Genomic DNA, 14,473 nt, shown 5'->3' with positions numbered 1-14,473 from the left:
CGGGAAGAAAAGGAAAGGTGATATAAATGACAACACAAGTAGTAAACGTCATTGGCGCAGGTCTTGCAGGAAGTGAAGCAGCTTACCAAATTGCAAAACGTGGTGTCCAAGTTAGATTATATGAAATGAGACCGGTAAGGCAAACGCCAGCTCATCACACAGATAAATTCGCTGAATTAGTATGTAGTAACTCACTTCGTGCAAACACTTTAACAAATGCAGTTGGAGTTATTAAAGAGGAAATGCGCTTAATGGATTCTGTAATTATTCGTGCGGCGGATGAGTGCTCTGTACCAGCTGGAGGTGCTTTAGCTGTAGATCGTCATGAGTTCGCAGCTAAAGTAACAGAATACGTAAAGAACCATCCAAATGTAACTGTAATGAATGAAGAAATTACAGATATTCCAGAGGGACCGACAATTATTGCTACAGGTCCATTAACATCTCCTGATCTTTCTGCAAAATTGAAAGAATTAACAGGAGAAGATTATTTCTACTTCTATGATGCTGCAGCCCCAATCGTAGAAAAAGACAGTATTGACATGAATAAAGTATATTTAAAATCGCGTTATGACAAAGGTGAAGCTGCATATTTAAATTGCCCAATGACAGAAGAAGAGTTTGATCGTTTTTATGAGGCTCTAATTGCTGCTGAGACAGTGCCTTTAAAAGAGTTTGAAAAAGAAATTTTCTTTGAAGGTTGTATGCCAGTAGAAGTTATGGCAAGTAGAGGGAGACAGACGTTAGTATTTGGACCTATGAAACCTGTTGGATTGGAAGATCCAAAAACAGGGAAAACGCCATATGCTGTTGTTCAGTTACGTCAAGATGATGCAGCGGGAACTTTATACAATATCGTAGGTTTCCAAACTCATTTAAAGTGGGGACCGCAAAAAGAAGTGCTACAGTTAATTCCGGGATTGGAAAATGCAGAGATTGTACGTTATGGTGTAATGCATCGTAATACGTTTATTAATTCACCTAATTTGCTTCGTCCAACATATCAATATAAACAACGTGATGATTTATTCTTCGCTGGTCAAATGACTGGAGTAGAGGGATATGTTGAATCAGCAGCATCAGGATTATTAGCAGGAATTAATGCTGCGCGTCTTGTGCAAGGTGAAGAGCCAGTTGTATTACCGCCAGTAACTGCGATGGGTAGCATGGCAAATTACATTACGGCAACGAACGCTAAAAACTTCCAGCCGATGAATGCGAACTTCGGTCTATTTGCACCGTTAGAGAAGAAGATTAAAAAGAAAGCAGAACGAAATGAAGCGTACGCAGCACGCGCTTTAGAAACGATTCGAAATTTTGTAAATATTTAGTTAAATTTCTTGCAAAGGCTACTAAGTTGTGATACGATTTAGTAGCCTTTATTGAGGTGAGTTGTGTGAATGTGAAGAAATTGTTACAATTATTCGTTGGATATTTACAAATTGAAAGAAATTATTCAAAATATACAATTGCAAGTTATCAAAATGATTTAGAACATTTTGTGCAATTTATGGAACGAGAAGGCATATCCTCTTTTTTAGACGTTACATACGCGGATGTTCGTTTGTACTTAACGACGTTGCACGATGAAAAGTTAGCCCGTAAATCTGTCGCAAGAAAAATATCAAGCTTACGAAGTTTATATCGTTTTTTGATGCGTGAAGGTTATCGAAAGGATAATCCGTTTGCACTTGCGTCACTCCCCAAAAAAGAATTGTCAATCCCAAAGTTTTTATATGCTGAAGAGTTAGAGGAATTATTTGAAGTTTCTGACACGGAAACGCCATTAGGCCAAAGGAATCAAGCTTTATTAGAGTTGATGTATGCGACTGGGATCCGTGTGAGTGAATGTGTCAATTTACAACTTACCGATATTGACTTTGCGGTGGGAACAATTTTAGTAATGGGAAAAGGAAAAAAACAAAGGTATATTCCGTTCGGAAGCTATGCGCAAGATTCTTTAATTACTTATATAGAGAATGGGAGAAAACAGTTAGTTAATAAGACTGACGAAGATTCTCATATGGTATTTTTAAATGCGAAAGGTACACCGCTAACAAGTCGTGGGGTTCGTTATGTTTTAAATGAACTCATTAAAAAGGCTTCGCTGACAATGCGGATAAGTCCCCATATGTTAAGGCATACATTTGCTACACATATGCTAGATGAAGGGGCGGATTTACGTACTGTACAGGAGCTATTAGGCCATGAAAATTTGTCGACGACACAAATTTATACGCATGTCTCTAAAGAAAGATTGCGTTCTGTTTACATGAAGCATCACCCGCGGGCATAAATTGCTTTAAAAGCTATAAAAACAAATAAAGGAGTTTTTTCTATGGGAAATTTCCACGCTACAACGATATTTGCAGTTCATCATAATGGAGAATGTGCAATGGCTGGAGATGGCCAAGTGACAATGGGAAATGCTGTTGTAATGAAACATACAGCTCGTAAAGTTCGTAAACTTTTCCAAGGTAAAGTTTTAGCTGGTTTCGCAGGATCAGTTGCTGACGCATTTACTCTTTTTGAAATGTTTGAAGGGAAATTAGAAGAGTATAATGGCAACTTGCAGCGTGCTGCTGTTGAAATGGCAAAACAATGGCGTGGCGATAAAATGTTACGTCAGCTAGAAGCGATGCTCATTGTCATGGATAAAACAACTATGCTCCTTGTTTCAGGTACAGGAGAAGTGATTGAACCGGATGATGGTATTTTAGCAATTGGATCTGGTGGGAATTATGCACTTTCTGCAGGTCGTGCTTTAAAGCAATATGCAAGTGAACACTTAACAGCGAAGCAAATTGCGAAAGCGAGTTTAGAGATTGCTGGCGATATTTGTGTTTATACGAATCACAACATAATTGTTGAAGAATTGTAGAATCGTAAGGGAGGCATTTTATATGCATTTACATTTTACTCCGCGCCAAATTGTGGAAAAATTAGATCAATACATCATCGGTCAAAAAGACGCAAAGAAAGCGGTTGCTGTAGCGTTGAGAAATCGATATCGCCGCAGTAAATTAGCTGAAAATTTACGTGACGAAATTGCACCTAAAAATATTTTAATGATTGGACCGACAGGTGTTGGGAAAACAGAGGTAGCACGACGAATGGCGAAACTCGTTGGAGCACCTTTTATTAAGGTTGAGGCTACAAAATTCACAGAAGTTGGATATGTGGGTAGAGATGTAGAGTCGATGGTACGTGACTTGGTGGAAACATCGGTTCGTATCGTAAAAGAAGAAATGGTAGTGAAAGTTCAAGATAAAGCAGAAGAGCAAGCGAATCAACGTCTTGTTGAAATTTTAGTGCCGAGTCCGGAGAAGCAATCTGGATTCAAAAATCCATTAGAGATGCTTTTTGGAGGCGCTCAAAATTCGAATCAAACGTCTGATACACAAGAAGATGTTGAAATCGAAAAGAAACGTCAAGATGTGGAGAGAAAGCTTGCTGCAGGGCTTCTTGAAGAAGAAATTGTATCGATTGAAGTGACTGAACAACAGTCTTCCATGTTTGATATGTTACAAGGAACTGGCATGGAACAAATGGGAATGAATTTCCAAGATGCGCTAGGAAGTTTTATGCCGAAAAAAACGAAAAAACGTAAACTTTCTGTAAAAGAAGCAAGAAAACTCTTGACAAATGAAGAGGCACAGCGCTTAATTGATATGGATGAAGTTACACAAGAGGCTGTTTATCGTGCTGAACAGCTCGGGATTATTTTTATCGATGAAATTGACAAAATTGCTGGTAAGCAGTCGAATAGCGTAGATGTATCACGTGAAGGTGTGCAACGTGACATTCTGCCAATTGTAGAAGGGTCGAATGTTGCGACAAAATACGGATCAGTAAAAACGGATTATATTTTATTCGTTGCAGCTGGAGCGTTCCATATGTCTAAACCGTCGGATTTAATTCCGGAATTGCAAGGGAGATTTCCGATTCGAGTAGAATTAACAAAATTATCGACAGACGATTTTGTTAAAATATTAATCGAGCCTGACAATGCGTTAATTAAACAATATATGGCATTATTAGCGACTGAAGGTATAGAAATTGAATTTTCAGACGAAGCTATTCGTAAGATTGCTGAGATTGCTTATCAAGTTAATCAGGATACAGATAATATTGGAGCAAGAAGACTTCATACGATTATGGAGAAGCTCCTTGAAGATTTATCGTTTGAAGCATCTGAAATTACGTTAGAGAAAATAACGATAACACCTCAATACGTTGAGGAGAAATTAGCAACAATTGCTAAAAATAAAGATGTGAGCCAGTTTATTTTGTAATAGTGTCATCAGGTGACTCGCCCTAGTTTCCAAGTGATGAAAAAATATGTGAGTAACATGTAGGAGGAACTTTTGAAATGGAATTATTAGCAAAAACGAGAAAATTAAATGCGTTATTACAGAGCGCAGCAGGGAAGCCTGTAAACTTTAGAGAAATGTCTGACACAATGTGTGAAGTAATCGAAGCAAACGTATTCGTAGTTAGCCGTCGTGGTAAATTACTAGGTTATGCAATTCACCAACAAATCGAAAACGAACGCATGAAGCAAATGCTTGCAGAACGTCAATTCCCAGAAGAATATACACAAAGCTTATTCAACATTACAGAAACATCTTCAAACTTAGATGTGAACAGTGCTTACACAGCATTCCCAGTAGAAAACAGAGAATTATTCGGTCAAGGTTTAACTACAATCGTACCAATCGTTGGTGGCGGTGAGCGTCTAGGTACATTAGTATTAGCTCGTCTTGGTCAAGAGTTCTTAGATGATGATTTAATCCTTGCTGAGTACAGCTCAACTGTTGTAGGTATGGAAATCTTACGTGAAAAAGCAGAAGAAATCGAAGAGGAAGCGCGTAGTAAAGCTGTTGTTCAAATGGCAATCAGCTCATTATCTTACAGTGAGTTAGAAGCAATTGAGCATATCTTCGAAGAATTAAATGGAACAGAAGGTTTACTTGTTGCAAGTAAAATTGCTGATCGCGTAGGAATTACTCGCTCTGTAATCGTAAATGCACTACGTAAATTAGAAAGTGCTGGTGTTATTGAGTCTCGCTCTTTAGGTATGAAAGGAACATACATTAAAGTGCTAAACGACAAGTTTCTACAAGAACTTGCTAAATTAAAAACAAACTAATTTATAAAAAACTCTCCTCAATTGAGGAGAGTTTTTTTGTGCAATGGATAGAAGATGCTTGTGAAAAGTGTCATAAGCGTTTTTTCTGGGAAAACTATTAATTGTATTTACTTTTTTGCTTAAAAGAAAAGAAGGTTGGTAATACTAGAATTCGAGTATGAACAAAGAAAGTTTTACATTGTTCGCATTTTCGACTTGATTGTAATATTTCAGTATGATATAGTAAGCAGTGGTGTCAGTACAAAGTACACACGTTTACTGATTTAAGTGTTGGTGCTACGTTTGTAGTTTCGCTTAGAGATGAAGTAAACGGAGGATATCAAAAACCATTTAGGAGGAACTATATTATGTCAGTAATTTCTATGAAGCAATTGCTTGAAGCTGGTGTTCATTTCGGACATCAAACTCGTCGTTGGAACCCAAAAATGAAGCGTTACATTTTCACAGAGCGTAACGGTATCTACATCATCGACTTACAAAAAACTGTGAAAAAAGTTGAGGAAGCTTACAGAACGATGCGCGACATCGCTGCTGAAGGCGGAGACATCTTATTCGTAGGTACTAAAAAACAAGCACAAGAAGCTATTAAAGAAGAAGCAACTCGTGCTGGTATGTACTTCGTTAACCAACGTTGGTTAGGTGGAACTTTAACAAACTTCCAAACAATCCAAAAGCGTATCAAGCGTCTTAAAGACATCGAAAGAATGCAAGAAGATGGTACTTTCGAAGTACTTCCTAAGAAAGAAGTTGTTCAACTTAAAAAAGAGTTAGAGCGTCTTGAGAAATTCTTAGGCGGTATTAAAGATATGAAAGGTCTTCCAAGTGCATTATTCGTAGTAGACCCTCGTAAAGAGCGTATTGCAGTTGCTGAAGCACGCAAATTACACATTCCAATCATCGGTATCGTTGATACAAACTGTGATCCAGACGAAATCGATCACGTTATCCCAGCAAACGATGATGCAATTCGTGCTGTAAAACTTCTTACATCTAAAATGGCAGACGCGATCCTTGAAGCAAAACAAGGTGAAGAAACTGTTACTGCGTAACAAAGTTGGAAAGGTGATAAGGGGTTCGGCCTTTTATCACCTTTTTTAAGGTATAAACACCTTTATAAAAGGTATAAATACATATTTTAGGAGGATGAAAAGTATGGCAATCACTGCTCAAATGGTAAAAGAATTACGTGAAAAAACTGGCGCAGGTATGATGGACTGCAAAAAAGCTTTAACAGAAACTAACGGCGACATGGAGAAGGCAATTGACTTCTTACGTGAAAAAGGTATTGCGAAAGCTGCTAAAAAAGCAGACCGCATTGCTGCTGAAGGTTTAACTTTCATCGAAACAAACGGTAACGACGCTTTAATCTTAGAATTAAACTCTGAAACTGATTTCGTTGCGAAAAACGAAGGTTTCCAAACACTAATTAAAGAATTAGCTGCTCACTTATTAACTAACAAACCAGCTAACGTTGAAGAAGCTATGGCTCAAACAATGGAAAACGGTAAAAAAGTTGAAGAGCACATCAACGAAGCAATCGCTAAAATTGGTGAAAAACTTACACTTCGTCGTTTCGAAATCGTATCAAAAACTGATGCAGATGCATTCGGCGCTTACCTACACATGGGTGGACGCATTGGTGTATTAACAGTTCTTGAAGGTTCTACTGATGAAGCTGCTGCTAAAGATGTTGCAATGCACATCGCTGCAGTTAACCCTAAATACATCGACCGCGATGCTGTAACAGCTGAAGAAGTTGAGCATGAGCGTCAAGTATTAACACAACAAGCATTAAACGAAGGCAAGCCTGAGAAAATCGTTGCGAAAATGGTTGAAGGCCGTCTAGGCAAATTCTTCGAAGAGATTTGCTTACTTGACCAAGCATTCGTTAAAAACCCTGATATGAAAGTTCGTCAATTCGTTGAGTCTAAAGGCGGAACATTAAAAGGATTCGTTCGCTACGCTGTTGGTGAAGGTATCGAAAAACGCGAAGACAACTTTGCTGAAGAAGTAATGAACCAAGTAAAAGGTAGTAACTAATACAGATTAGGGAACACATTGTGTTCCCTTTTTTAAAATAAAGATGTAAGCAATTGGAGGTTCATTATGAGTAAACCGAAATATAATCGTGTCGTTTTAAAGCTAAGTGGAGAAGCTTTAGCTGGAGAGCAAGGATTTGGAATTAACCCAACTGTTATTAAGTCAGTTGCGGAACAAGTAAAAGAAATTGCAGAACTTGATGTAGAGGTTGCTGTTGTTGTTGGTGGCGGTAACATTTGGCGTGGAAAAATTGGAAGTGAAATGGGCATGGATCGTGCAGGGGCAGATTACATGGGCATGTTAGCGACAGTTATGAATTCATTAGCTCTTCAAGATAGCTTGGAGAATATCGGAATTCAAACTCGTGTACAAACTTCAATTGAGATGCGTCAAGTTGCAGAACCTTACATTCGTCGTAAAGCAGTTCGTCACTTAGAGAAAAAACGTGTTGTTATCTTTGCAGCAGGTACAGGTAACCCATACTTCTCTACAGATACAACAGCAGCATTACGTGCGGCAGAAATTGAAGCAGATGTAATTTTAATGGCGAAAAACAATGTAGATGGTGTATATAATGCGGATCCATCTATTGATCCAACAGCTACAAAATACGAAACGCTTACTTACTTAGATGTATTAAAAGAAGGTTTAGGTGTAATGGATTCTACAGCTTCTTCTCTATGTATGGATAATGATATTCCATTAATTGTATTCTCAGTTATGGAAAAAGGTAATATTAAACGTGCCGTTTTAGGCGAAAATATCGGAACAGTGGTAAGGGGGAAATAAATATGGGACAACAAGTATTGAAGTCTTCAAATGAAAAAATGGAAAAAGCAGTTGCTGCTTATTCTCGTGAATTAGCAACAGTTCGTGCTGGCCGTGCAAACGCGTCTGTATTAGATAAGGTACAAGTTGATTACTACGGTGCACCAACACCAGTTGTGCAATTAGCGAACATTACAGTTCCAGAAGCACGTTTACTAGTAATTCAACCTTATGATAAAACTTCTATCGGTGATATTGAAAAAGCAATTTTAAAAGCAGATTTAGGCTTAAACCCTTCTAATGATGGAACTGTAATTCGTATTGCATTTCCTGCACTAACAGAAGAGCGTCGTCGTGATCTTGTAAAAGTTGTGAAAAAATATGCTGAAGAAGCAAAAGTTGCTGTTCGTAACGTACGTCGTGACGGAAATGATGATCTTAAGAAGCTTGAAAAAGCTGGCGAGATTACAGAAGATGATTTAAGAGGATATACTGAAGATATCCAAAAAGAAACAGATAAATATATTGCAAAAGTTGACGAAATCGCAAAAAACAAAGAAAAAGAAATCATGGAAGTGTAATAGCGATAACTTCGCAAATATGACCCTCTTCTTAAGGGGGTCTTTTTACACTTTTAGGCATACGTCTGCTTGCTGGAGGGTATGAATGATGTTTAAAAACTTTCCTTTTTTTAAAGGTAAAAAGGACACATCGTTTGATCATCTCGTTGAAGAAGTGAAAAAAGGATATATCCCAGAACATATTGCCATCATTATGGATGGGAATGGAAGATGGGCAAAGAGGAGAGCAATGCCTCGTATTGCGGGACATCATGAAGGTATGCAAGTTGTAAAGAAAATTACAAAATTTGCAAGTAAACTTAATGTGAAAGTGTTAACTCTCTATGCTTTTTCAACTGAGAACTGGAAAAGACCGAAAAAGGAAGTTGATTATTTAATGAAGCTTCCAGAAGAATTTCTAGGTACATTTTTACCAGAATTGATTGAAGAAAACGTACAAGTCCGAGTAATAGGGCAAAAAGATCGTCTTCCTACGCATACACGCAGAGCGATGGAGAAAGCCATGGAAGATACGAAAGAGAATACGGGATTAATTCTTAATTTCGCGTTAAACTATGGAAGTCGAGATGAAATCGTTTCTGCTGTGCAACATATGATGAAAGATAATGAGGAAGGAAAAATTCGTTCTGAAGAGGTAAGTGAAGAAATGCTTTCCTCCTACTTAATGACGAGTTCTTTACCTGATCCAGAGTTGTTAATCCGAACAAGCGGAGAGCTACGTATTAGTAATTTCATGTTATGGCAAATTGCATATTCGGAGTTTTGGTTTACAGACGTGTATTGGCCAGACTTCAAAGAAGAACATTTGCTAAATGCGATTACTGACTTTCAACATAGAGGGCGCAGATTCGGAGGCGTGTAGAAAGAGAGGGTTTGGTAGTGAAACAGAGAATTATTACTGGAGTGGTTGCTGCCGCGCTATTCATTCCCATCGTAATATACGGTGGCGTGCCTTTTACGGTTTTAGTGTATGCACTTGCTTCTATAGGTTTATATGAATTAATTCGTATGAATAAGCTTACGCTTATTTCAGTACCGACAGTTTTAGCTGCAGTATTATTGTGGATTCTTTTAATTCCAAGTAGTGCATCAAAACTGTTTACATGGATTGGATTAGGTAAATTGGAAATCACATTTGTGATTGTTTTATTACTTTTATCATATACAGTCCTTTCTAAGAATACATTTACTTTTGATAATGCTTCATTTTTACTGATGGCAACGACATATGTGGCAATGGGATTCTTATATTTAAATGAAACGAGAATATTAGGAATTAAATATGTATTTTGCGCATTATTTGTTATATGGGCTACTGATTCAGGCGCATATTTCGTAGGAAAAGCATTGGGCAAGAGAAAATTGTGGCCAGAAATTAGTCCAAATAAAACGATTGAAGGTTCATTAGGCGGCATCGTTTGTGGAATTATTGTGGCACTTGTTTACAACGTGTTCTTCCCAGTCGAATCGAATGTAGTAATTTTAATTGTGCTGACAATTATCATTTCTATTTTTGGACAAATTGGTGATTTAGTACAATCTGCTTTTAAACGTCATTATGGCGTAAAAGATTCAGGTACAATTTTACCTGGGCATGGTGGTATATTAGACCGAACAGATAGTTGGTTATTCGTTTTACCAATTCTCTACTTCTTATTACAATACAATTAATAAATGAACGAGGGGTTGGAGTCATGAAAAACATTAGTTTATTAGGTGCAAGCGGATCAATTGGTACACAAACTTTAGATGTATTACGCTCGCACCCAGACCAATTCCGTCTCGTTGCTTTTTCTGTAGGGAAAAATATTGACTACGCAGTAAAGGTAATTCAAGAATTTTCTCCGCAAATCGTCTCTGTGCAAAGAGAGGAAGATGTTTTAAAATTACAATCTGTTTCTGGTAATACAAAAATTGTATATGGTAGTGAAGGACTTTTAGAAGTAGCATTACATCCAGATGCGGAGATTGTAGTAAATGCTGTTGTAGGTAGCGTAGGGTTGTTACCAACACTTCGTGCAATTGAGGCGAAAAAAACAATTGGAATTGCAAATAAAGAAACGTTAGTAACTGCAGGACATCTTGTAATGGAAGCAGCACGAAAACATAATGTTTCGTTACTTCCAGTAGATAGTGAACATTCGGCTATTTTTCAGTGCTTGAATGGTGAAAATGAAAAAAGAATTTCTCGTCTTATTATAACGGCTTCTGGTGGAAGTTTCCGTGATAAAACGAGGGATGAATTGCATCATGTGACCGTAGAAGATGCGCTTCGACATCCAAACTGGTCAATGGGTTCGAAAATTACAATTGATTCTGCTACAATGATGAATAAGGGACTAGAAGTAATTGAAGCACATTGGCTTTTTGGTATCCCTTATGAGCAAATCGATGTTGTTTTACATAAAGAAAGTATTATCCATTCTATGGTTGAATTTGAAGATCGTAGTGTAATGGCGCAGCTTGGTTCACCTGATATGCGAGTACCAATTCAATACGCACTTACATATCCTGATAGATTGCCTCTTTCAGACACAAAACAGTTAAACTTATGGGAAATAGGGACGTTGCATTTTGAGAAAATGGACCAAGAACGATTCCGTTGTTTACGTTTTGCGTATGAAGCTGGAAAAGCAGGTGGAAGTATGCCAGCTGTAATGAACGCAGCGAATGAAGTAGCTGTTGAAGCCTTTTTACAAAAGAGAATTGGTTTCTTAACAGTGGAAGACCTCATTGAAAAAGCAATGAACCATCACAATGTCATTGCACGACCGAGCTTAGAGGAAATTTTGGAAATTGATGCGGCCACAAGACGGTTTGTGATGGAACAAATTTAGCAAAGGTGGTTATGGAATTGAATACAGCGATTGCCTTTATATTAATTTTCGGTGCACTCGTATTTTTCCATGAGCTAGGGCATCTATATTTCGCAAAAAGAGCAGGTATTTTATGCCGCGAGTTTGCGATTGGTTTTGGTCCGAAAATATTCTCATTTGAAAAGAATGAAACGGTGTATACGATTCGATTACTGCCCCTTGGTGGCTATGTAAGAATGGCCGGCGAGGATGCGGACACAGTTGAGTTAAAGCCTGGGAAAAAGGTTGGCCTTGTATTAAATGAAAAAGACGAAGTTGTGAAATTAGTTTTTGATGGATATGAAAAGTATCCAAATGTTCGTGTTATTGAAGTCGAACAAGCTGATTTGGAGCATAATTTAACAATTTCGGGCTATGAAGAGTACGAGGAAGAGCTTCAAACATTCCGAGTGAATGAAAAGGCTCGTATTATTACTGCGGGGGAAGAAATTCAAATTGCTCCGTATAATAGACAATTTGGCTCGAAAAAACTAGGGCAACGCGCTTTAACAATCTTTGCGGGTCCTGCAATGAACTTCATTTTAGCATTTGTTATTTTTGTGATTCTTGGATTTGTACAAGGGGTTCCTATTGACAAACCAATGGTCGGAAAAGTGATGGATAACAGTGCAGCACAGCAAGCTGGATTGAAAGAGAATGATACAATTCAAGCTATTGATGGGAAAAACACAAGTACATGGAAAGATGTTGTTACTATTGTACGTGAAAACCCAAATAAAGAAATTACGTTACAAGTAAAGCGTGATAATGAACAGTTTAATGTGAAAGTAACGCCAACACTCGATAAAGAAGGAAAAGACGAAGTTGGTAGAATCGGTGTGTATTCTCCTGTAGAGAAAACAGTAATGGGTTCTATTAAATCAGGATTTGAACAAACGTACCAATGGACGAAACTAATTTTTGAATCTCTTGTTAAATTAGTAACTGGTCAATTTTCTATTAATGAGTTATCAGGTCCAGTAGGAATTTATAATCTAACAGATCAAGTTGTAGATTATGGGTTTACGCGTGTACTAAGTTTAGCTGCAGTTCTAAGCATTAATCTTGGTTTATTTAATTTATTACCAGTTCCTGCTTTAGATGGTGGCCGTTTATTCTTCTTCTTAATTGAAGCGTTACGAGGGAAACCAATTGATCGCCAAAAAGAAGGAATGGTTCACTTTATTGGTTTTGCATTATTAATGTTACTTATGTTAGTTGTAACTTGGAATGACATTCGTAAGTTTTTCTTGTAAAATAAAGTGAAACTTATAATGAAATAGAGCTCGTAGAATAAAATCCCTCACCTAACTCGAGGTGAGGGGTTTTACTGCGTGTAAGAGTAAAATGAAGAGGTGCAAATAAATGAAACAAAGTATGGTATTCAGTCCTACATTACGTGAAGTTCCAGCTGATGCTGAAATTAAGAGTCATCAGCTATTACTTCGTGCAGGTTTTATGCGTCAAAATGCTTCTGGTATTTATAGCTTTCTACCATTTGGATTAAAAGTATTACACAAAGTAGAACGTATCGTTCGAGAAGAAATGGAGCGCGCAGGAGCTGTAGAATTATTAATGCCAGCTATGCAAGCTGCGGAATTGTGGCAAGAATCAGGTCGTTGGTATTCTTACGGATCTGAATTAATGCGTATGAAAGATCGTAATGCTCGTGAATTCGCATTAGGAGCGACACATGAGGAAGTAATTACGGATCTTGTGCGTGATGAAGTGAAATCATATAAAAAATTACCGTTAACATTATACCAAATTCAAACAAAATTCCGTGATGAGCAAAGACCTCGTTTCGGCTTATTACGTGGAAGAGAGTTTCTAATGAAAGATGCATACTCTTTCCATGCTACACAAGAGAGCTTAGATGAAGTATACGATCGTTTATATAAAGCATACTCTAACATTTTTGCTCGCTGTGGCTTGAATTTCCGTGCAGTTATTGCTGATTCTGGAGCAATGGGCGGAAAAGATACACATGAATTTATGGTATTATCTGATGTTGGTGAAGATACAATTGCATACTCTGACACATCTGATTATGCAGCAAACATCGAAATGGCTCCTGTTGTAGCTACGTATACGAAGAGTGACGAAGCAGAAAAAGCACTTGAAAAAGTAGCAACACCAGACCAAAAAGCAATTGAAGAAGTATCTGCATTCTTAAACATTGCAGCTGACAAGTGCATTAAGTCTATGGTGTTTAAAGTAGATGAGAAATTAGTAGTGGTACTTGTTCGTGGTGATCACGAAGTAAACGATGTGAAAGTGAAAAATGTATACGGCGCTTCAGTTGTTGAGCTTGCTTCTCATGAAGAAGTAAAAGCATTATTAAATTGTGAAGTTGGTTCATTAGGACCGATTAATGTAACAGGTGATATCGAAATTATTGCTGATCATGCTGTAGCATCAATTGTTAACGGATGTTCAGGAGCGAATGAAGAAGGATTCCATTATGTAAATGTAAATCCAGAACGTGACTTTAAAGTAAGTCAATATACAGATTTACGCTTCATCCAAGAAGGAGACCAATCTCCAGATGGAAACGGAACAATTCTTTTTGCACGCGGAATTGAAGTTGGTCATGTATTCAAATTAGGAACTCGTTATAGTGAAGCAATGAACGCAACATTCCTAGATGAAAACGGAAAAACACAACCACTTATTATGGGTTGTTACGGTATCGGTGTATCTCGTACAGTGGCAGCAATTGCAGAGCAGTTTAACGATGAGAACGGCTTAGTTTGGCCAAAAGCTGTAGCACCGTTCCATGTGCATGTAATTCCAGTAAATATGAAATCGGATGCACAACGTGAAATGGGTGAAAATATCTACAACTCATTACAAGAACAAGGCTATGAAGTGTTATTAGACGATCGTGCAGAACGTGCAGGTGTTAAATTTGCAGATGCAGATTTATTCGGTCTTCCAGTTCGTGTTACAGTTGGTAAAAAAGCAGACGAAGGTATTGTAGAAGTGAAAGTACGTGCTACAGGTGAGTCTGAAGAAGTAAACGTAGAAGAACTTCAAACATATATTGCAAATATTTTAAAATAAGAAGAGGTACC

Annotated in this window: 14 protein-coding genes; all 14 read left to right on the top strand. The window is 37.7% G+C overall.

Annotated elements, in window-relative coordinates; translation table 11 throughout:
- Window positions 1–26: 26 nt before the first annotated feature.
- The 14 genes from trmFO to GBN91_RS00225 all read left to right on the top strand — a co-directional run bounded on the left by trmFO (window position 27) and on the right by GBN91_RS00225 (window position 14,462).
- The gene (trmFO, locus tag GBN91_RS00290; RefSeq protein WP_000213002.1) at window positions 27–1,331 is read left to right on the top strand and encodes an FADH(2)-oxidizing methylenetetrahydrofolate--tRNA-(uracil(54)-C(5))-methyltransferase TrmFO; all 1,305 of its coding nucleotides are present in this window, start codon (window positions 27–29) and stop codon (window positions 1,329–1,331) included.
- A gap of 65 nt (window positions 1,332–1,396) precedes the next feature.
- Window positions 1,397–2,296, top strand: coding sequence for a tyrosine recombinase XerC (xerC, locus tag GBN91_RS00285; protein ID WP_152121201.1), 900 nt, complete (start codon window positions 1,397–1,399; stop codon window positions 2,294–2,296).
- 42 nt (window positions 2,297–2,338) lie between these two features.
- A complete protein-coding gene (gene hslV / locus GBN91_RS00280; protein WP_000526272.1) occupies window positions 2,339–2,881 on the top strand; it encodes an ATP-dependent protease proteolytic subunit HslV in 543 nt (180 codons plus the stop codon).
- Window positions 2,882–2,903: 22 nt separating this feature from the next.
- Complete coding sequence (gene hslU / locus GBN91_RS00275) at window positions 2,904–4,295, top strand: ATP-dependent protease ATPase subunit HslU (RefSeq protein ID WP_000550078.1); 1,392 nt, start codon at window positions 2,904–2,906, stop codon at window positions 4,293–4,295.
- 77 nt (window positions 4,296–4,372) lie between these two features.
- Window positions 4,373–5,152 carry a GTP-sensing pleiotropic transcriptional regulator CodY gene (gene codY, locus GBN91_RS00270; RefSeq protein ID WP_000421290.1) on the top strand — a complete coding sequence of 260 codons (780 nt, stop codon included), beginning with the start codon at window positions 4,373–4,375 and terminating at the stop codon, window positions 5,150–5,152.
- A 347-nt stretch (window positions 5,153–5,499) separates the two neighbouring features.
- Window positions 5,500–6,201 carry a 30S ribosomal protein S2 gene (rpsB, locus tag GBN91_RS00265; protein ID WP_000111485.1) on the top strand — a complete coding sequence of 234 codons (702 nt, stop codon included), beginning with the start codon at window positions 5,500–5,502 and terminating at the stop codon, window positions 6,199–6,201.
- Between the two features lie 103 nt (window positions 6,202–6,304).
- Window positions 6,305–7,192, top strand: coding sequence for a translation elongation factor Ts (gene tsf, locus GBN91_RS00260; RefSeq protein ID WP_001018578.1), 888 nt, complete (start codon window positions 6,305–6,307; stop codon window positions 7,190–7,192).
- A 66-nt stretch (window positions 7,193–7,258) separates the two neighbouring features.
- The gene (pyrH, locus tag GBN91_RS00255; protein ID WP_000042668.1) at window positions 7,259–7,981 is read left to right on the top strand and encodes a UMP kinase; all 723 of its coding nucleotides are present in this window, start codon (window positions 7,259–7,261) and stop codon (window positions 7,979–7,981) included.
- Window positions 7,982–7,983: 2 nt separating this feature from the next.
- Window positions 7,984–8,541: a ribosome recycling factor gene (gene frr / locus GBN91_RS00250; RefSeq protein WP_000531501.1), complete on the top strand. Its 558-nt coding sequence runs from the start codon at window positions 7,984–7,986 to the stop codon at window positions 8,539–8,541.
- Window positions 8,542–8,626: 85 nt separating this feature from the next.
- Window positions 8,627–9,403 (top strand): isoprenyl transferase, encoded by a 777-nt coding sequence (gene uppS, locus GBN91_RS00245; protein ID WP_000971296.1) that lies wholly within the window; start codon window positions 8,627–8,629, stop codon window positions 9,401–9,403.
- Between the two features lie 17 nt (window positions 9,404–9,420).
- A complete protein-coding gene (gene cdsA / locus GBN91_RS00240) occupies window positions 9,421–10,212 on the top strand; it encodes a phosphatidate cytidylyltransferase (protein WP_000813594.1) in 792 nt (263 codons plus the stop codon).
- Between the two features lie 23 nt (window positions 10,213–10,235).
- Window positions 10,236–11,378, top strand: coding sequence for a 1-deoxy-D-xylulose-5-phosphate reductoisomerase (gene dxr, locus GBN91_RS00235; RefSeq protein WP_000790373.1), 1,143 nt, complete (start codon window positions 10,236–10,238; stop codon window positions 11,376–11,378).
- 17 nt (window positions 11,379–11,395) lie between these two features.
- On the top strand, window positions 11,396–12,652 hold the full coding sequence (gene rseP / locus GBN91_RS00230) for an RIP metalloprotease RseP (RefSeq protein WP_001090243.1): 1,257 nt from the start codon (window positions 11,396–11,398) through the stop codon (window positions 12,650–12,652).
- 109 nt (window positions 12,653–12,761) lie between these two features.
- Window positions 12,762–14,462: a proline--tRNA ligase gene (locus GBN91_RS00225; RefSeq protein ID WP_000814300.1), complete on the top strand. Its 1,701-nt coding sequence runs from the start codon at window positions 12,762–12,764 to the stop codon at window positions 14,460–14,462.
- Window positions 14,463–14,473 lie beyond the last annotated feature (11 nt).

The organism is Bacillus sp. B1-WWTP-T-0.5-Post-4, assembly GCF_009183795.1.
Taxonomy (GTDB): domain Bacteria; phylum Bacillota; class Bacilli; order Bacillales; family Bacillaceae_G; genus Bacillus_A; species Bacillus_A cereus.
The sequence above is the reverse complement of the archived record's forward strand: the minus strand, read 5'-3'. Positions and strand labels throughout refer to the sequence as shown.